Annotated in this window: 14 protein-coding genes; 6 read left to right on the top strand and 8 right to left on the bottom strand. The window is 52.9% G+C overall.

All coding sequences use genetic code 11. From position 1 onward, the window contains the following. The first annotated feature begins 356 nt into the window (after window positions 1-356). On the top strand, window positions 357-1,118 hold the full coding sequence (gene kduD / locus AACU55_RS08475) for a 2-dehydro-3-deoxy-D-gluconate 5-dehydrogenase KduD (RefSeq protein ID WP_013577755.1): 762 nt from the start codon (window positions 357-359) through the stop codon (window positions 1,116-1,118). A gap of 68 nt (window positions 1,119-1,186) precedes the next feature. Next, complete coding sequence (locus AACU55_RS08470; RefSeq protein ID WP_013577754.1) at window positions 1,187-1,825, top strand: RpiB/LacA/LacB family sugar-phosphate isomerase; 639 nt, start codon at window positions 1,187-1,189, stop codon at window positions 1,823-1,825. A gap of 68 nt (window positions 1,826-1,893) precedes the next feature. Here AACU55_RS08470 and AACU55_RS08465 read toward each other — a convergent pair whose 3' ends face one another. Then, window positions 1,894-2,214, bottom strand: a complete 321-nt coding sequence (locus AACU55_RS08465) for a cupin domain-containing protein (protein WP_013577753.1) — start codon at window positions 2,212-2,214, stop codon at window positions 1,894-1,896. Window positions 2,215-2,217: 3 nt separating this feature from the next. After that, entirely contained in the window at window positions 2,218-3,399 is a 1,182-nt protein-coding gene (locus AACU55_RS08460; protein WP_112151357.1) for an oligogalacturonate lyase family protein, read from the bottom strand. 292 nt (window positions 3,400-3,691) lie between these two features. Between AACU55_RS08460 and proP the strand changes: the two genes are divergently transcribed. Continuing rightward, window positions 3,692-5,194: a glycine betaine/L-proline transporter ProP gene (proP, locus tag AACU55_RS08455; protein WP_013577751.1), complete on the top strand. Its 1,503-nt coding sequence runs from the start codon at window positions 3,692-3,694 to the stop codon at window positions 5,192-5,194. A gap of 122 nt (window positions 5,195-5,316) precedes the next feature. Continuing rightward, a complete protein-coding gene (gene amyA / locus AACU55_RS08450) occupies window positions 5,317-6,798 on the top strand; it encodes an alpha-amylase (protein ID WP_134705415.1) in 1,482 nt (493 codons plus the stop codon). A 32-nt stretch (window positions 6,799-6,830) separates the two neighbouring features. Here the strand turns inward: amyA and AACU55_RS08445 are convergent, their stop codons facing one another. From AACU55_RS08445 to AACU55_RS08435, 3 genes are read right to left on the bottom strand one after another with little or no spacing between them, the layout of a single operon-like run. Then, window positions 6,831-8,174, bottom strand: a complete 1,344-nt coding sequence (locus AACU55_RS08445; protein ID WP_234300469.1) for a hypothetical protein — start codon at window positions 8,172-8,174, stop codon at window positions 6,831-6,833. A gap of 28 nt (window positions 8,175-8,202) precedes the next feature. After that, window positions 8,203-8,775, bottom strand: coding sequence for a J domain-containing protein (locus AACU55_RS08440; RefSeq protein ID WP_134705413.1), 573 nt, complete (start codon window positions 8,773-8,775; stop codon window positions 8,203-8,205). 4 nt (window positions 8,776-8,779) lie between these two features. After that, window positions 8,780-10,465, bottom strand: coding sequence for an Hsp70 family protein (locus AACU55_RS08435; protein WP_134705412.1), 1,686 nt, complete (start codon window positions 10,463-10,465; stop codon window positions 8,780-8,782). A 201-nt stretch (window positions 10,466-10,666) separates the two neighbouring features. On the opposite strand from AACU55_RS08435, the gene AACU55_RS08430 reads away from it, so the two are divergent. Both AACU55_RS08430 and AACU55_RS08425 read left to right on the top strand, forming a co-directional pair. Next, on the top strand, window positions 10,667-11,278 hold the full coding sequence (locus AACU55_RS08430) for a TetR/AcrR family transcriptional regulator (protein ID WP_134705411.1): 612 nt from the start codon (window positions 10,667-10,669) through the stop codon (window positions 11,276-11,278). Window positions 11,279-11,391: 113 nt separating this feature from the next. Next, entirely contained in the window at window positions 11,392-12,072 is a 681-nt protein-coding gene (locus AACU55_RS08425; protein WP_037032971.1) for a type 1 glutamine amidotransferase domain-containing protein, read from the top strand. Window positions 12,073-12,136: 64 nt separating this feature from the next. On the opposite strand, the gene fbaB is transcribed toward AACU55_RS08425, so the two are convergent. The 3 genes from fbaB to AACU55_RS08410 all read right to left on the bottom strand — a co-directional run bounded on the left by fbaB (window position 12,137) and on the right by AACU55_RS08410 (window position 18,724). Next, on the bottom strand, window positions 12,137-13,186 hold the full coding sequence (fbaB, locus tag AACU55_RS08420) for a class I fructose-bisphosphate aldolase (RefSeq protein WP_013577744.1): 1,050 nt from the start codon (window positions 13,184-13,186) through the stop codon (window positions 12,137-12,139). A gap of 193 nt (window positions 13,187-13,379) precedes the next feature. Then, on the bottom strand, window positions 13,380-15,755 hold the full coding sequence (locus AACU55_RS08415; protein ID WP_134705410.1) for a virulence factor SrfC family protein: 2,376 nt from the start codon (window positions 15,753-15,755) through the stop codon (window positions 13,380-13,382). Continuing rightward, the gene (locus AACU55_RS08410; protein ID WP_013577742.1) at window positions 15,752-18,724 is read right to left on the bottom strand and encodes a virulence factor SrfB; all 2,973 of its coding nucleotides are present in this window, start codon (window positions 18,722-18,724) and stop codon (window positions 15,752-15,754) included. The genes AACU55_RS08415 and AACU55_RS08410 overlap by 4 nt, the downstream gene beginning before the upstream one ends.

Below are 18,724 nucleotides of genomic sequence, written 5' to 3'. Positions count from 1 at the left end.
TGTACCGCTGGCCCGGCTTCCCTGCCGGGCAGTGAATTTTTCTCTCCCTCATAAACTTCCCTTTCCTCTCCAGAATTCCTCCGGATGATTAATTTCTTCAGGCGCTTTGCTGCGCATTTTTCCTGTTTACAGCGTTCAGTTTCTGGCATTTGCACGACCCCCTGCGTCAGGACGTGATCAACCCAACAAAAAACGACATCAAAGTTCACATAAATTGAAATGACGTTTCAATTTCTTGAGTTGCGGGAGTTTTATCGCTAAACTCCTTTTATCATTTCGGCGCCGGGCACAGCCCGACAACCAATAGTCCTGCGGAAAAGCGTATTCGCCTCCGTTTTATGCATAAAGGAACCATCATGATTCTGGATAATTTCTCGCTTCAGGGAAAAGTCGCGGTAGTGACCGGTTGCGATACCGGCTTAGGTCAGGGTATGGCAATCGGCCTCGCCGAAGCCGGTTGTGACATTGTTGGGATCAACATTGTCGAGCCCACAGAAACTATCGAACGCGTTGGCGCAACAGGCCGCCGTTTCCTGAGCCTGACGGCTGATCTGAGCGACACGAAAGTCATTCCGGCGCTGCTCGAACGCGCTGTCGCAGAAATGGGACATCTGGATATTCTGGTCAATAACGCCGGGATCATCCGCCGTGAAGATGCCATCGAGTTCAGCGAAAAGAACTGGGATGATGTGATGAACCTGAACATCAAATCCGTGTTCTTCATGTCACAGGCTGTCGCGAAGCAATTTATTGCTCAGGGCACCGGCGGCAAAATCATTAATATCGCGTCGATGCTTTCTTATCAGGGCGGTATCCGCGTGCCTTCTTATACCGCATCGAAAAGCGCCGTCATGGGTGTGACTCGTCTGCTGGCCAATGAATGGGCGAAACACAACATCAACGTGAACGCGATTGCACCGGGTTATATGGCGACCAACAACACCCAGCAACTTCGTGCCGATGAAGCACGCAGCGAAGAGATTCTGGGGCGTATTCCTGCTGGCCGCTGGGGCTTGCCATCTGATCTGATGGGGCCGGTTGTGTTCCTGTCTTCACCGGCTTCCGACTATATCAATGGCTACACGATTGCCGTTGACGGCGGCTGGCTGGCGCGTTAATCACGCTAATTATTGACAAATATTCACCGACAGCAGCGGGTCACACCGCTGCCCAAAGAGGAAATCTCATGAAAATTGCATTGATGATGGAAAACAGTCAGGCCGCTAAAAACGCGATCATCCTGAAAGAACTCAACGCCGTGGCATCGGAAAAAGAGTATCCGGTCTACAACGTGGGCATGTCTGACGAACAGGATCACCACCTGACATACATCCATCTGGGCATCATGGCCAGTATTCTGCTCAATTCTAAAGCTGTGGATTTTGTCGTTGCAGGCTGCGGCACCGGTCAGGGCGCACTGATGTCTCTGAATATTCACCCGGGCGTTAACTGCGGTTATTGTATTGATCCGGCGGATGCCTTCCTGTTCGCGCAAATCAACAACGGCAACGCCTTATCACTGCCATTCGCTAAAGGCTTCGGCTGGGGCGCTGAGCTGAACGTGCGTTTCATCTTTGAAAAGGCCTTTACCGGTGTGAAAGGAGAAGGCTATCCGGCTGACCGCAAAGAACCTCAGGTGCGCAACGCCGGTATTCTGAATCAGGTGAAAGCCGCAGTGGTAAAAGAAAACTATCTGGATACGCTGCGTGCTATCGATCCTGAACTGGTAAAAACCGCTGTCACCGGCGAACGTTTCCAGAAATGTTTCTTTGAAAACTGCCAGAACAAAGAGATCGAAACCTTTGTGCGTGAAATCCTCGCATAAGATTTTGTTTTCTGTGGTGTCAAAAAAACCGGTGCTCATGGCACCGGTTTTTTTATGATCAGAAAGAATTATAAAAAATCTTGTCGTTGCGGCGTGAACGTGTCGAGCAACACACCTTTTTCCAGACAGACGCAGCCGTGCATGATGTACGGTTTTTTATACAGCGTATCGCCTGCGCTTACTTCACGGGTTTCTTCACCGATCGTGAATTTAAAGCGACCGGACAACACATATGTCAGTTGTTCATGCACGTGGTTATGCATCGGTCCAATGGCGCCTTCTTCAAAATACACTTCAACGGCCATCATGGTGCCGTCATGCGCCAGAACGCGACGGCTCACACCGTCACCCAGATCCTGTAAGGGAATATCTTTTTTAAACGTAAACATCGGTTAGTCCTTGCGTAATGAACTGAGGAGGGCATCCGGGATTTCCGCCAGATACAGCGCCGGTAAGCCTTCGTAATCGGTGGTGAAAAGCACGTGACGGTCATCGGGCGAGAAAGATGGGTGCGGATGCGTCACCTGCCGGTCGCCATCAAGCACTTGCCATGAACTGTTATGCGCGGCCAGAGGAGCATGCTGACGGGTTTTGGCATCGAAAATATACAACCACGGATCGTTTTCAATCGTATGGCTGGCAGTGTCTTTCACATCTACCGGCGTACCGGAACCGTCACCGACCAGCAGCGTGCCATTCTCGTTGCTCATCAGATGCGAACAGGCCGGCATAGTCATCAGACAGACATCTTCACCAGTTTGCGGATCGAAACGGCGGATGTGGCGGTCATGCTGGCCTTTCAGATAAGACACATACATCAGCGCAGAACCGTCCGGTACCCAGAATTCATGTGTGCAGCTTTCGCCTGGCGCATGCTCTTTCACTTTACGCACATTGCTGCCGTCTTCATTCACCAGCCACATGCGTGCATCAACCAGATCGTGAGGGCCTTCGTGGCAGAAAGCGACAGTGTTGTCATCAAACGGGCGATAAATCGGGTGTCCGAGCCATTCGTTTTTCTCGTGGATCACACGGGATTTCCCGCTGAGTAAATCGACGCGCAACAGACGGCAGTGCGGATTGCTGTGATAAAACGCCTGGAAGATTTTCCAGTCTGACAGGGGCGTCCAGTCCTCACGACTGATCTCGATACCCACCAGACGGGTGCATTCGCTGTTGGCCACCCAGGTGCCGTAGCCAACCCATTCTTCCGGCACCTGATACACGGTGTGCTCACTAAAATCAGCCAGTTTTACGCGCTGCAGGCTACGTTCATTTTTGACGTAGTAAAGATACTGATCGTCCGGAGAGAGGAAACCGCCAAAAGTATTATCGCCTTTGCCTTCCGTCAGTTGCACCGCTTTCTGTGTTTTCAAATCCAGCAGGTAATAGTTGCGGTTGCCGTCAAACTCACCGGCAAACAACAGTTTATTGCCATCACGGGTAAAGCATTTCTGATAGAAATAATTGCGATGACACAACACATCGGGCGGCGTTAAACGGGTTACCCGCGCACCGGTCTGAGGGTCCTGAACGGTATGGAAATTAAATTGAATCTGAGAACCTTTTGCCATGATTCACCCCACAAGTAGTTTGAAATCAGCCGGTGTTCTGGCTTCCCTTTCATTAATTAAAATGCAGTTTCATTAATTTGAAAACACATTACCACTTAGTGAGATAAAACGGCGTCGGGTGAAAACAAAAGTGCAAAGCTGATCACAAAACGGTTGGCTTTTGCCACAGCGTAAAACCATCCTATAATGATATAGCTTACTCAAATGCTATTGATACTCTGGATGATTAAAGAGTACGAACAAAATATCTCACGCTTACACGGTGGAGTATTTTAGAAAAGGGATGTAAAAGATGAGATTAAGAAAAAAACGTGTGAAACCTATGCAAATCAATGACATTACTATCATTGACGACACCAAACTGAAAAAAGCCATTACCGCCGCAGCACTGGGCAATGCGATGGAGTGGTTTGATTTCGGTGTGTATGGATTTGTGGCCTTTGCTTTAGGGCAGGTGTTTTTCCCGGGTGCAGACCCGGGTATTCAAATGATTGCCGCCCTGGCAACCTTTTCCGTACCGTTCCTTGTCAGGCCTCTGGGCGGCCTGTTCTTCGGCGCGCTTGGCGACAAATTTGGCCGCCAGAAAGTCCTTTCCGTCACCATCATCATCATGTCCGTCAGCACCTTCTGTATCGGGCTGATACCCGGTTATAACTCCATCGGTATCTGGGCGCCCATTTTGCTGTTACTGGCAAAATTAGCGCAGGGTTTCTCGGTGGGTGGCGAATATACCGGTGCAGCGATTTTCGTTGCGGAATATTCTCCTGACAGGAAACGCGGCTTCCTCGGTAGCTGGCTGGATTTCGGTTCCATCGCCGGTTTTATTCTCGGTGCGGGCGTCGTGGTATTGATTTCCAGCATTGTGGGTGAGGCGAACTTCCTCGAATGGGGCTGGCGTATTCCGTTCTTCATCGCTGCGCCGCTGGGCCTGATCGGTATTTATCTGCGTCATGCGCTGGAAGAAACCCCGACATTCCAGCAGCACGTGGATAAAATCGACAGTGATGCACGCAAAGACATCGCTGAACCGCCAAGAGTCTCGTTCCGTGAAATCCTGACCAAGCAATGGCGGCCTCTGATTATCTGTGTCGGCATGGTGATTGCCACAAACGTCACCTACTACATGCTGCTGACCTACATGCCGAGCTATCTGTCCCACAGCCTGCATTACTCTGAAGATCACGGTGTGCTGATCATCATCGCCATCATGGTCGGTATGCTGTTTGTACAGCCATTCATGGGGATGCTGAGCGACCGCTTTGGCCGTAAGCCTTTCGTGATCATCGGCAGTATCGGCCTGTTCATTCTGGCTATCCCGTGCTTCATTCTGATTAACAGTGATGTGATAGGTCTGATTTTCTTAGGTCTGCTGATCCTCGCGGTATTGCTGAACTGCTTCATCGGTGTGATGGCGTCAACGTTACCGGCAATGTTCCCGACGCATATCCGTTACAGCGCGCTGGCGATTGCTTTCAACATTTCAGTGCTGATTGCGGGTCTGACGCCCACGATCGCGGCGTGGCTGGTAGAAACAACCAATAACCTGTACATGCCCGCGTATTACCTGATGGTGGTGGCGATGATTGGTCTGGTGACCGGTATCTTTATGAAAGAAACCGCCAACCGTCCGCTGAAAGGCGCCACACCGGCGGCCTCAGACCGTGCGGAAGCGCGTGAAATCCTCCAGGAACATCACGATAACATCGAACAGAAAATTGAAGATATTGATGCGCAGATTGTTGAACTTGAAGCAAAAAGAAAAAATCTGATTGCTCAGCATCCTGATATCAACTGATTCCGTTTTCCAACATGCCCATAGCCGGTCACTTAGCTGACCGGCTTTTTTTTGCCTTTTACCGCATTTTTTTCGTTCCTGCTCCATACTTCATTTCCTGGTCATCTGAATGGAAAGTCTGTATGCAGAATCCTACGTTGTTTCAGTTCTTTCACTGGTATTACCCGGATGGGGGGAAGCTCTGGCCGGAGGTGGCCGAAAAAGCGGCCTGGCTGGCTGAGATTGGCATTACCGCTGCCTGGCTCCCGCCCGCCTATAAAGGCGAATCCGGGGGATATTCGGTTGGCTATGACACTTATGATTTGTTTGATCTGGGCGAGTTTCAACAGAAAGGCTCCCGTGCCACCAAATATGGCGACAAAGAGGGATTACTTGCGGCCATCGGCGCGCTGAAACAGCATAAGCTGGGTGTCATTCTTGACGTGGTGCTCAATCATAAAATGGGGGCGGATGAGAAAGAACGCGTGCAGGTTAACCGCGTTAACATTGATAACCGTGAAGAAATCAGTGATGACATCATTGAAGCGGAAGCGTGGACACGTTTCATTTTTGCCGCCCGCGAGGGCCGGTATTCGAAATTTATCTGGGATTTTCACTGCTTCAGCGGTGTCGACCATATTGAAAACCCGGATGAACAGGGCATTTTCAAAATCGTTAACGACTACACCGGCGGCGGCTGGAACGATCAGGTGGACGATGAGTTTGGCAATTACGATTATCTGATGGGAGCCAACGTCGATTTTCGCAATAACGCGGTCAGCGAGGAACTCAAATACTGGGGCCGCTGGATCATGGAACAAACGAACTGTACCGGTTTCCGTCTTGATGCAGTGAAACATATTCCGGCCTGGTTCTATAAAGAATGGATTGACCATATTCAGGCGGAAGCCGAACAGCCGATGTATCTGGTCGCGGAATACTGGTCATTCGATGTCCAGACGCTGCAAAATTACATCCATCAGGTGGAGGGCAAAACCATGCTGTTCGATGCGCCGTTGCAGCTGAATTTCCACCATGCTTCGAAGCAGGGAGCGGATTTTGACCTGACCACCATTTTTGATAACACCCTGGTTGCCGCCGATGCGGAGCATGCCGTGACCCTGGTGGCCAATCACGACACGCAGCCGTTACAGTCTCTTGAAGCACCGGTTGAGCCGTGGTTCAAACCGCTGGCCTACGCGTTAATCCTGTTGCGGGAACAGGGCGTGCCGATCGTATTTTATCCGGATTTGTTCGGCGCAAGTTACGAGGATGAAGGGGACGACGGTAACAATTACACGATTGAACTGCCTGCGATTGTGCCACTGGAAGCGCTGATCAGAGCCCGTCAGCGCTACGCATGGGGGGCACAAACCGATTATTTCGATCACCCGAACTGCATTGCGTTTTCACGCAGCGGCACCGCGGAACACCCGGGCTGCGTGGTGGTGATGTCCAACGGCGAAGCAGGTGAGAAAACGATTGATCTGGGCGACAATTTCGCCGGTAAAAAATGGCGTGACGTGCTGGAAAACCGCGAGGATATCATTACAACCGACGAGCAAGGCAGCGCGCAATTTTACTGCGCTGCCGGAAGCGTCAGTGTCTGGACTCTGGCAGAGTAAAACAACAGCGGGTGGATTAACCACCCGCAACCTTAACGGAAGCCGAAAGCAATCAGCAGGGAATACCCCCCCAGTAATGCGATAAACGCTACAGCTCTGACGATTCCGGCACTTTTTCTCATCAACTGCCACGGCAGCATCGCCAGTATGATAATCGCGTTTAACGGCACGCCGTACCATTTCCAGTGTTTTGGTGCCATCATCCAGAGCACGCAAAAACTGCTGGCACTGAGTACACCATAATTGGTGAATGCCATAACCATATTTCCTGCGTCAGGCTTAAACATCGTGAAGAAGCCCAGCATTATTTTCACCATAATCGCGGTCGAGAGCACCGACAACACACATTCTGTCGCGCACAACATACGCGGGCGATAACGCAACTTTCGCTCCAGGTAACGGTAACCGTGAATATACAACCCGATAATCGCGATGAGTAAGATACGCGAGCGCCACGGCTCTGGATGTTCACGCGTCGCCAGCATGATCAGCAAAAGCCAGAAGCCGTTCAGGAAAACAGTTCCCCAACTTAGCGCTACCCGGGTTTCAGACAGGGTTTTCAGCAGCACAGAATTTAAATAGGGTAATAACGCAGGATGATACATTCTGATCTCTCTGAGTTTATTGCTCAGTGATGTCATAAAATCGGGCACCAGCTTTGCCCACCAGGGCACGGTGGTACCTTCAACCGTGAGTAACCGCAAGCGCAACCGATTCAGTGTTGAATCCTGATATGCACGTACCATCACCGACCAGTAACGTTTCGCACCAGTCATCTCAACCTGACGTTGCAGGGCCGCCAGCCTGTAAGGTGAGATGCCACCGGGCTGATAATGGTCGACATCCCAGCCCATAATGTCGGAGACCTTGATCAGAAGTGCGGAATATAACCCTTCACGATCACTTAATTGCGCTGCCAGTTCCTGACTGAACAATTCATGCAGTTCAAGGTTTGGCAGCACATTGCTCTTGAGAAAAACATCCAGACGCTTAAGGCCGGCAGTTTCATCGTCCATCATTTCATCAGTAATTTCAGTTGCCTGTGAAATGATTTTTCGCCGTAGCGCAGTATCACGATAGGTTTCCTGCCTGATCTCATTGACGGGGTTAAACGGAGCAGGTTTTTGCAAAAAGGTCTGTGGGACAACCTCAGCAGATGGCTCATGTATTGTGACAACGTCACTGATTGTCGCGTCATTCCCCTGATTTTTCGCCGCATCAAAGGCTTCACGCAGACGTTGATACCCTTCAGGGTCCTGGTCCGGACGGGTATTTTTCAGTTGTCGGGCATAAGCCCGTTTAATCACGCTGAGATCCTGAGTAGGCTCAATGCCTAAAACTGACCAAATTCCCTGGCTGCTCATTCCATCGCCCACGTCATTAATCCTGAATTCAAAAGAAACATCAGTCTTCACCCCATCGTGTACCGGAATCATCCCGGCAACGACTTCCGGCAGTATTTTCAATTTGCTGATGCAATGCATCAAGCTGACAAAGCGAAATCCCGACAGGCTGATAATGGTCAATTTCCCATCCCATCAGCGCGGCAACGTTCACCAGCACCGGACGGGTCAGTCCTTCACGCTCCGCCAGATCCCACGCCAGCTGCTGACTAAACATTTCGCGCAACTGAAGATTTTGCAGCAATTCTTCTGACAGACAAACTTTCAGCAACGCCACGCCAGCCTGTTCATTTTCAAGCAGCAGGCTGACGGTATCGGATACCAGATGGTGGACCTGCGTCCGGCGGACTAATGCGTCATCAGTCATCGGCACAAGGGGAGATGAATAAGTGACAGAGTCACTGGTATTCCACACATAATCGCCGCGCCGGGCTGATTCAAACGCTTCCCGCAGGCGCTGATACGCTTCGGGATCCTGATCGGGTCGCGTGTTTTTGAGCTGCCGCGCATAGGCCCGCTTGATCGCGCTGATGTCCTGCGTGGCTTCGATCCCCAAAACTGACCAGATCGCCATCGGGCTATTCCCACTCACTGCGCAGATGCACCAGCAGCGCCTCAAATTCCTTACGCGCTGCCGCAATCTGCCGGGCATCCTGCGTGTCGAGCACATGTTCAAAGCGATACAGCTGATCGGCGATAAACTGCCGCTGGTCGCCAAGGCTTTGTTCATAATACGCATTGGCTTCTGCCACCAGCTGGCGGTTTACCAGTTGCTCACGGGGATGCTGTTTGATGTTTTCCAGTTTCAGCAGACTTGCGGTAATTTGCGCAGGTGTCAGGCTGCCCGGCGCTTTCTCAATCACCAGTTTTTCCACCTGTCCGGTGCTGGTGATTTTACATTCCACTTCCAGAATGCCGTCGAGCGTGTAAGTGAAACGCACGTCGGCGCTCATTTCACCTGCCGGGCGGGGAGGCACATCAACGGCCAGCGATCCGAGCAGAATGTTGTCGGCGACCCGCCGTGCTTCACCCTGATAAATGGACAGATTCAGGTACTTTTGCTGATCGGAGATCGTGACAATCGTTTCTACGCGACTCACCGGTACAAAGCTGTTTCGCTCAATCAGCGGCAGAAAATGACCGTCTTCGTAGCCGTCGCCTTTAGGGCGGGAAATTCCGATGCCGAGCGTAAACGGCATCACATCGGTCAGCACGATGTCATCGAGCGCCTGATCCTGCAAGACCAGTCCGGCCTGAATACCGGCACCGAGCGCCACGGCTTCGTCCGGTTGTAACTCACTGCGTGGGAAGCGCCCGAACAGACGGGCCACCGCCTGACGCACCAGTGGCATTCGCGTTGCACCGCCCACCAGCACCACATGATCCACTTCATCGGCGGAGAACCTGGCATCGCGCAGCGCCTGAATCACCGGTTTTTTCATCCGCTCCAGCGTACTTTCACAGCATTGCGCCAGAATTTCAGTGGTCAGCGTCCAGTTCAGCGACCTGTCATTCCACTGGTATCTGAGTGGCGTGCTGTCTTGCGTGGTCAGCTGGCATTTCGCTTTTTCCGCCAGCGTAATCAACTGACCGAAAAGGGCGTTATCGTCTTTATCCAGCTCCGGATACTGCGCCAGCATCCAGCCGGCAAGACTGCGGGTAAAATCATCGCCACCGAGGAACACGTCGCCGCTGCTGGCCCGCACTTCAATCACGCCTTCGAACATATCGATGATTGAAACGTCAAACGTGCCGCCCCCCAGATCGAACACCAGGAATTTCTGCTCCTGCTGATTCACCAGCCCGTAGGCCAGTGACGCCGCCGTCGGTTCATTGAGCAGACGTTCAACATGCAGTCCCGCCAGCTCACCGGCAGCCTTCACGGCCTTGCGCTGAATATCATTAAAATAAGCAGGAACGGTGATAATGGCGCGTTTCACCTCACCGCCACAATGTTGCTCAACATCCGCTTTCAGGCTGCGCAGCAGAAGGGCGGAGAGCTCTTCCGCACGAAAGTTTTGATGTCCAAGCCGGAACTGATGTTCCGTGCCCATGAAACGTTTAAAACTGGAAAGGGTGAGGTCAGGGTGGGTAAATAACCGCGCCTGTGCAGGCGCGCCGACCAGGACATGACCGTTATCATCGAGACCGATCACTGAGGGTGTCAGATTTTTTCCATAGACGTTAGGAACCAGAACGGACTGACCGTCTTGCCAGATGGCAACTGCGCAGTTTGAAGTGCCTAAATCTATTCCTATCAACATCCGTATCACCCCAGAAGCGTAAACTGTATATAACCGAAAGAACTTTCATCGGCCAAATTTACAGAAAGTTGAGGAGATTTTGTAGATTGCCGGATTTAATTCCTGACGAAAAACCGACATTTACCGGCACTGAGGAACAGTGGACATCAATTTTTTTCTTAACCACTAGACGACTGGTCTAATTCAATGTATTGTCAGCCCATGAACACGATAAAAGCATCTGACACAGGCAAAACTGACCACCGTAAACACATTCTTGCTGTGGGGCAGTCCCTCATGGCGAAGAAAGGTTTCTCGGCAGTGGGCCTGAATGAAATTCTGACCACCGCGTCCGTACCGAAGGGGTCGTTTTATTACTACTTCACGTCGAAAGATGCATTTGGTGAGGAACTGCTGAAAAGCTATTTTCAGGATTACCTGTCTGCGATGGATGTTACCCTGGCCCAGCCGGGGCTGACGATGGCGCAGCGTCTGATGAATTACTGGCAGCAATGGCAGGAGAGTCAGTCATTTTACGACTGTCAGGGTAAATGCCTCGCCGTGAAACTGGGCGCCGAAGTGGCGGATCTTTCTGAACCGATGCGTCAGGCGCTGAATGATGGCACTTCCGGCATTATCAGCCGCATTGCCCGGGCGATTGAAGCGGGAATTAAAGAAGGATCAATGTCCGTCAATGATGAGCCGCTGATTGCCGCACAAGGGCTGTATCAGTTGTGGCTCGGGTCAAGTGTGATGGTGAAAATTTTGCGTAATACGCAACCTTTTGACGCCGCCATGACGATGACACAACAGATTATCCATCAGCCGCAGTAAGCTGATGCGTAACAAATGACACCTCACGTTGAGGTGTTTTTTTGAAAGTGATTACAAGACGACTGGTCTACTATACAAACATTTCAACAGCATCAACAACCTGGATAAACAACATGAAAATTCTGATGGTTCTGACTTCGCACGACAAACTGGGCAACACGGGCCGTAAAACGGGTTTCTGGCTGGAAGAGCTGGCAGCACCGTATTACGCTTTTAAAGATGCAGGCGCAGAAATTGTGCTGGCATCTCCGGCTGGCGGCCAGCCACCGCTGGATCCGAAAAGTAACGAACCGGATTTCCAGACGCAGCAAACCCACCGCTTTGAAGCCGATGAACAGGCGAGGGCACAACTGGCCTCCACCGTGCGTCTGGACAGCATTTCTCAGGCTGATTTTGATGCAGTCTTTTATCCGGGCGGTCATGGCCCGTTGTGGGATCTGGCGGAAGATACAACCTCCATTGAGCTGATCCAGTCATTCCATGCAGCGGGTAAACACGTTGCGCTGGTGTGTCATGCGCCTGGCGTGCTGCGTCATGTGAAAGATGCACAGGGCAATCCGCTGGTACAGGGCAAAAAAGTCACCGGTTTCACCAACAGCGAAGAAGCGGCGGTTGAGCTGACCGACGTAGTGCCTTTCCTGGTGGAAGATGAACTGAAAGCACTGGGTGGTGTGTATTCGAAAGGCGCTGACTGGGGTTCTTACGTAGTGCAGGATGGTCTGCTGATCACCGGGCAGAATCCGGGTTCTTCCGCAGAAGCGGCAGAATTGTTAGTTCAGCAACTGAGCAAATAATCGAAACAAGTAAACATGGCCGGAAGGGCAATCTTCCGGCCATTTTTATCAGACAAAATCAGGATCAGGCAATCGTCACTTTCGTATCCAGATACACATCCTGAACGGCATTAATCAAGCCCACGCCTTCTTTCATTGATTTCTTGAAGGCTTTACGCCCCAGAATCAGTCCCATCCCGCCAGCGCGTTTATTGATGACCGCTGTACGCACGGATTCCTGAATATCATTTTCACCTGCGGCACCGCCGGAATTAATCAATCCGGCCCGCCCCATGTAACAGTTCGCCAGCTGATAACGCACCAGATCAATCGGGTGATCGGTCGTCAGTTTAGAATAGACGCGTTCATCGGTATAACCGAATTTAACCGCTTTGTAGCCACCATTATTTTCTGCCATTTTCTGTTTCACAATGTCTGCGCCGATGGTCGCTGCAAGGTGGTTTGCCTGGCCGGTTAAGTCGGCGCTGGAATGGTAATCTTTGCCGTCTTTCACAAACGCCGGATTACGCAAATATGCCCACAACACGGTCACCATGCCCAGTTCATGCGCCCGCTCGAAAGCGGCTGAAATTTCTTCTATCTGGCGACGTGACTCTTCTGAGCCAAAATAAATGGTCGCGCCCACAGCCTGCGCACCGAGATTAAACGCCTGTTCCACACTGGCATACAGTGTCTGGTCATATTGTGTCGGATAACTCAGGGTTTCGTTGTGATTGAGTTTGACCAGGAACGGAATTTTATGGGCGTAGCGGCGTGAAACGGAAGCCAGTACGCCGTAAGTTGACGCTACGCAGTTACAGCCTGCCTCGATCGCCAGTTCAACAATATTTTTAGGATCGAAATACAACGGGTTCGCGGCAAACGAGGCGCCCGCAGAGTGTTCAACACCCTGATCGACCGGCAGAATCGACAGATAACCGGTACCGGCTAACCGTCCGGTGTTATACAAGTTTTGCATCGCAGCCAGTACGCGCGGCGAACGGTTATTGTCGATCATCACACGGTCAACAAAATCGGCGCCCGGCAGGTATAGCTGGTCTGAGGTGATGGTGGAACATTGATGCTGAAGAAGTGAATCGGCTTCTTTGCCTAACAACTTAGTGATATCAGTCATAATGGACTCCGTTTCTGCTCTGTGCGGGGCACAAAGCGGTGAATGATATTTTCTTACCCCACTAGGTATAGACGGATTACGCCGGGTTTGTGTGACTCATGCTGCGGTTATGTCTCTGTTTGACGTCAGCAACGCGCAGACACTCACTGTAAAAAAAAACCGGAACAGCATTGTGCGGTTCCGGTTTTTGATATTAGTTGTTGGCTTTCAGTGTATTGAGTAATCGCTCCAGACTTTCCCGCCGCTGCGCAGGGATTTCCCCGCCCGCCGCGTAACCGGCGTTGCGCATGATGCTTTCCTGCAAACCGACCAGCCAGTCGTAAATGTAAAACGCCGTGGAATTGGTCGGCGTGGCCGAAAGTTTTGTCAGGCGCCGGGATGACTTCCAGCTTGCAATGTTTTTCTTCGGCTTGGCGAAAATCTTATTGCCCTTATTGATACGGCTTTCCGGGCGTCCGGCTTCCGCTTGCTTCTCAAAGCCCAGCCAGGCAACAAAATCACCGAGCACCGTCAGGGCACGTGAAACCTGACGATCCGCATGATGCTCATGTTCACGCGTCCCCGCAGATAACGTACCACTGAGTGAACGTACCAGCGCATCGCCCATGTTCAGACGGAAACTGGCGGTGATCAACTCTTCCATCAGCAACTCGACTGTTGGCTTAGCCACGCCAAGCAGGGCGATCAGCGGTTCGTTTTCCGGCAGGCTGCGCAGATGGTTAATCCAGTAACGCTGTACCTGGCGCGCAAACGCCGTGCCGTCGTCCGGTTTTTCCTGCCAGACCTGCACGTCCTGCTGCTCAGCGAATAAATCGATATCAATACCAATACCAAAACTTTCCACGCCAGATTCATCCTGCTCGCCCGTTTCGGCCTGCTTACCGGCATGTTCGTGATAAATACGGTGCAGTTCGTCGCGGCCCGGCAGCAGTTTTTCCAGCAGCTCGCCGTGAACACCCGTGCGGGTTTGCAGCGCTTTAATGACGGTCTGCACCGTACGTTGCTTTTGTGCCGGATCGGCTTTGTCGCCCGCCTGATACCAGCGTCCGAGCAGGTTATCCGCCAGTTCACGGCGCAGCTCGTCACGTATTTCGCTCAGACGGTTCAGCCTGATTTCCGGACGAATTTCAGCCGCCAGATAATCTGCCATACGTTGCAGACCGCGATCATCCATCGCCAGCAGCGCGCCCCAGGCATCACCCGGATTGCCCACATGACGCTGAACGGCCTCGTCGAAATGTGCCGATCCGCTCACGCGGCGATCGAACGGCGTGAATACCCACACCAGTCCCGGTTTGCGGCGGTCACGCACCTGCGTGTTTTCGCCGTGCATTTCTTTGACCCAGTATTCCAGCGTGCGGCCCACGGCAACCACGTCATCACGCACGTCAGCCGCCGTGCAAACCATCAGCATGTTCATTTCATGCCGGTCGGTATAACGCTCCGGCAGATAAGAAATTTTTGCGCGGAACAGATCGGAATGTTCATCCTCACCGCTTTCATCAGTCAGCGCGCCATAACCCGGCAGATCCAGTAAATCGATCTGTTCGAACAGGACTTCGCGTGGTGGGGAAAGCAGGGGTATTTGCACTTCAGAGGCAAGCATGGTCAGCTCAGCCAGTGACAACGTCACAGATGGCCCGCTTTCATCTCCCCATTGCGGGCAAACCGGGATCTGAATATCCCAGCCGGGCGACTGACTGAAAATACCGTCTGCCGGTTGCATGGCGTCATCAACCAGAATGCTCAACGGTGCCAGCAGGCTTTCTGCACCGCTGAGGTGTTGCAGCGTGTGGGCATAGTGGCGATACGCCGCAGTCAGCGCAGGGTCGTTGCCCCATAACAGAGAGAACAGACGTGCGCGATCGTCGATGTTCAGATAAGGCGCGAGCTTCACCGCCACTGGCCAGTAATGTGCATTCAGATGGCGGAAACGGCGGGGATCGAGGCGAATCATGGAATCCCATAATCCCATAATCTGTTCGCTGGTAAAGCCGTCTACCGGCTCCGGCTGACGGTGCATCATCAGTTTGCTGAGGTGCTCGGTGATTTGCTGTGTGTCCGCCACGGGGTAATGACTGTCCGGCTGGAAAGCGCGGATAACGATGCGGGCAAGATCGGCTTCATTGAGCAGCAGCACACGTACCGGAAATGCGCGATCCCTGACGTCTGCCTGACGGGTAAAACGGGTGGCGAAACGCGCCACACGATTACCGGGATTAATCTGGGTCAGATAATCGAGCGTGACTCCCCCGAGGCGAGTCTCCAGCCGCCCGTAATTACCGGCCGCCAGCGAACAAATCAGGTACGATTTCCCGGCCTGAGAATGCCCGTAAAAACCCAGTGCTGGCGGCAGTTCACAGGCCTGTGCCAGGCGCTGTGCTTTCTCGCGACAGCGTGTTAACTGCAAATTCAGCCGGTCGGCTTCCAGATCAAGACGCGGAGCTTCAGCGCGTGTGGCGTCGACCCAGCCCAGCGCCTCGCCGATGGTGTCAGATACCGCCGCAAACTGACGCTGCAAAACATTGGTGGTCAGACCGGCATTTGTTTCTGTCGTGCTTGTTGTCATGAGACGAATACGCTCCCACTGTCGATCCAGTAATGGCTCTCGCCCAGTGTATTTAGCCGCAGGCGCAGGTGATGAGGAGGCACTTTGGTGCCGTTATCCAGCACCGCGCTGGCAATATCAAAAAATTCCGGCGTCGGATGATCTTCCCCTTTTTTCACCGCCAGCTTCACCCGCAGCACGCTGTCACCCGCCACTTTACGCGCCAGTTCAGGTTCCGCGATGGACAGGGTATACAGCGGCGAGGCTGGCCAGCGGTCATTTTCCAGCTGGCGGAAGCCCAGACAAATGGCACCGCGAATGCGGAAACTGGCCGCACTATCGAGTTTGTAATCATGGGCATCAAGATCGATATCACCGTAACAAACGTTATCTTCAGTCAGCACCTGATTGCCGTCGAGCATACCGAGATAGCGCACGGTCGAATACGGCTGGAAATCACCGGCTTTGAAATAGAAGCCCGGCAGACGTAAATCCAGCGCCAGCAGACACAGCATTGCGCCGACGGCTGCTGTGGATTTCGGGTTGTCGATGCGCCCGAGTTTGTTAAACGGATACCAGCCGCTGGTGTGATAACCATCGAGTGACAGCATACGGTTGATCGGCAGCGGTTGCAGATGGCGGAACAACGCCTGAATGCCGGGGAAACGCGAAGGGCGACCGGTCAGCAGCAACACATCGCAGTCATGCAACGACACCACTTCACACAGCGAACGCAGGTTCTGCGTAATGCTCATGCGGTTGGATAAAAACTCACTGTGCAGCTTGCTGAGTTTCAGTACCAGCGGTACCTGAAGAAGATCAAATACCGCCGAACCGGCAGGCAGAACGCGCTGGATTTCGGTATGCAGATAATCCAGCACTTTCAGCGTTGGTGTCTGTTCCAGCAATTCACCGAATGGCGCATCGATTTCTGCGTGGGTATCCAGCGGATCAAAGCGTTCGTAAACTTCCAGCACTGACCGCGCCAGCGGGATAAAAATTTGCAGCGTACTTTGCTGACGCAAGGTGGCATGCCCGTCCATGCGACCCTCGCTACCAAACAGGCGCGTCATCAGGCTGTCCGGGTTAGCCAGTCCGGCTTTCTTCAGCGCCGCATGTAACGCAGGTAAAATATAGAGCTGAATGACATCCAGCAGAATATCGTCGCCCGCCACTTTAAAGCCTTCGCGGAACAGCAAACGCGGGGTGATTTTGACATTATTCCCCATTCCGTCATCGAGCCAGTATTGCGTGATGGCCAGATCGGTCGTCCCGCCGCCGATGTCAATCGAGGCGATACGGAGGGTTTTGCCCACCGGTTCATCGTCGGCCAGTTCGCGGTCAGGACGCGCCATGCTGGCAAAAAACTCGCCGGTATGACCGCCAAAATTCACCTGCGTTTCGTTGTAGAGATACACCATTTGGCCGCAGGTTGCTTCGTCCCATTCCATCTGCACATCCGGCACCGGCACGCTGCTTTTGGCTTTGTCGTTCTGGTTTTTAAACGCGTCGTCAGAGGGATGCCAGCCCATGGATTTCCACACCAGCCCGATGGCTTCCTGCATACGGCGGCGGAAAATTTCACGCTCCGGTTTCGGCATCGCCGAGGGCAGGGTCAGAATAATATTGCGTAACTGGCGCGGTGCGGAAGATCGCAGCATACGGGTGCGCTGCGCCGGGCTGTTGATTTGCATCAGCGCCTGCGCCAGCAATTCCGACAGCATCAGCGTCATCACCGAGCTGCGGCTGTAATGGGCGGAGAACACCGGCAGGCGATCTTCCGCAGGCAGATCAGACAGCGGCTGACCGTCATCATTGATCAGAAACGTCAGCGGCATGGCTGCAGCGACCGGTTCGGTAATCGCACCGTGACCGCCCTGGCTGAAACGCCAGCCCGGCGTATAACTGTCTTCATCCCACAAATAACGGCGCGGGCTGGAAATCCCGGTCGATCCTTCCGTTCCTTCGCGCAACAGAGCCAGACGACTGGCTTCCCGACCGGCGCGTAAAATTGACGGCCAGATAAAGGCGTCATCACGGCCGCTTTCGACAGAGAAATTCGGTTTACCAAAGCGAGCCTGGGCGAACTCCACCCGGCTCTCGAACAGTTCGTTATAGAGAAAATGCGGCTGAGAGAGGTCGCGCAGTTGCAGTTCGCAGGTTTGCTTCAGGCCATCGGTTTCGCCTGCATGGTCTTCCACCAGAATGCCGCAGGTGTGCGAGTTACCCACATCCAGAATCAGATCGACGTTAATCGCCGGTTCCTGCAACGTCGCGCCATTAATTTTCAGTTCAGGGATACCGAGCTGGCTGCCGAGCATTTCCAGCAGATTCAGATAATGTGCCTGATATTCGAATTCACGCAGGGCGACTTTAATATTGCGCGCTTCACGTTCCTCGCGGATAGCGGACTGCTCGGTGAATACTTCACGTAACCAGCCGTCAACCCAGGTCTGATCGAGGAAATCGGGCAGTTCTTCGTTATGCCATGCCAGCGCAAAGCTGATGCCATTTTTGACGTCATCCGGTGTCGGTGCGAGCTGGGTTTGTTCGTCATCGCCTTCCACTACGCGGGTATCAAAGGCAATCACGACGCGGTGCGTGCTGCCATCCGCTTCCGGGGTATCCAGTTCACGGATTTGCACCCGCGCCCAGTTGTCGGGACCGGCCATAAAGGTGCGCGGCGGATTAAAGCGCAGGAACGGCAACGGCAGCCAGATCTGATCGAGCAGTTTCAGCGACTGTTCCAGCGGGAAACTGAATTCAGGACGCACCACTTCCGGCGCACCGCCATCCACTCCCGGTAAAAAGTGACGACCATTTTGCGGATTATAGTCGAGGCGCAATAACGGGCCGTTGGCGCTCTTGCGCACAAATTTGGCAGGCAGTCCGTCATCCCACACCGGCTTCAGCGCGAAGTCGAGGAACTGGATGCCGCTGTCGCGGATCAGGGTAATCTTTTGTTTAAAATCTGTAAGGGTTGCCAGCAT

Source organism: Rahnella sp. CJA17(1/100), from assembly GCF_963881615.1.
Taxonomy (GTDB): domain Bacteria; phylum Pseudomonadota; class Gammaproteobacteria; order Enterobacterales; family Enterobacteriaceae; genus Rahnella; species Rahnella aceris.
The sequence above is the reverse complement of the archived record's forward strand: the minus strand, read 5'-3'. Positions and strand labels throughout refer to the sequence as shown.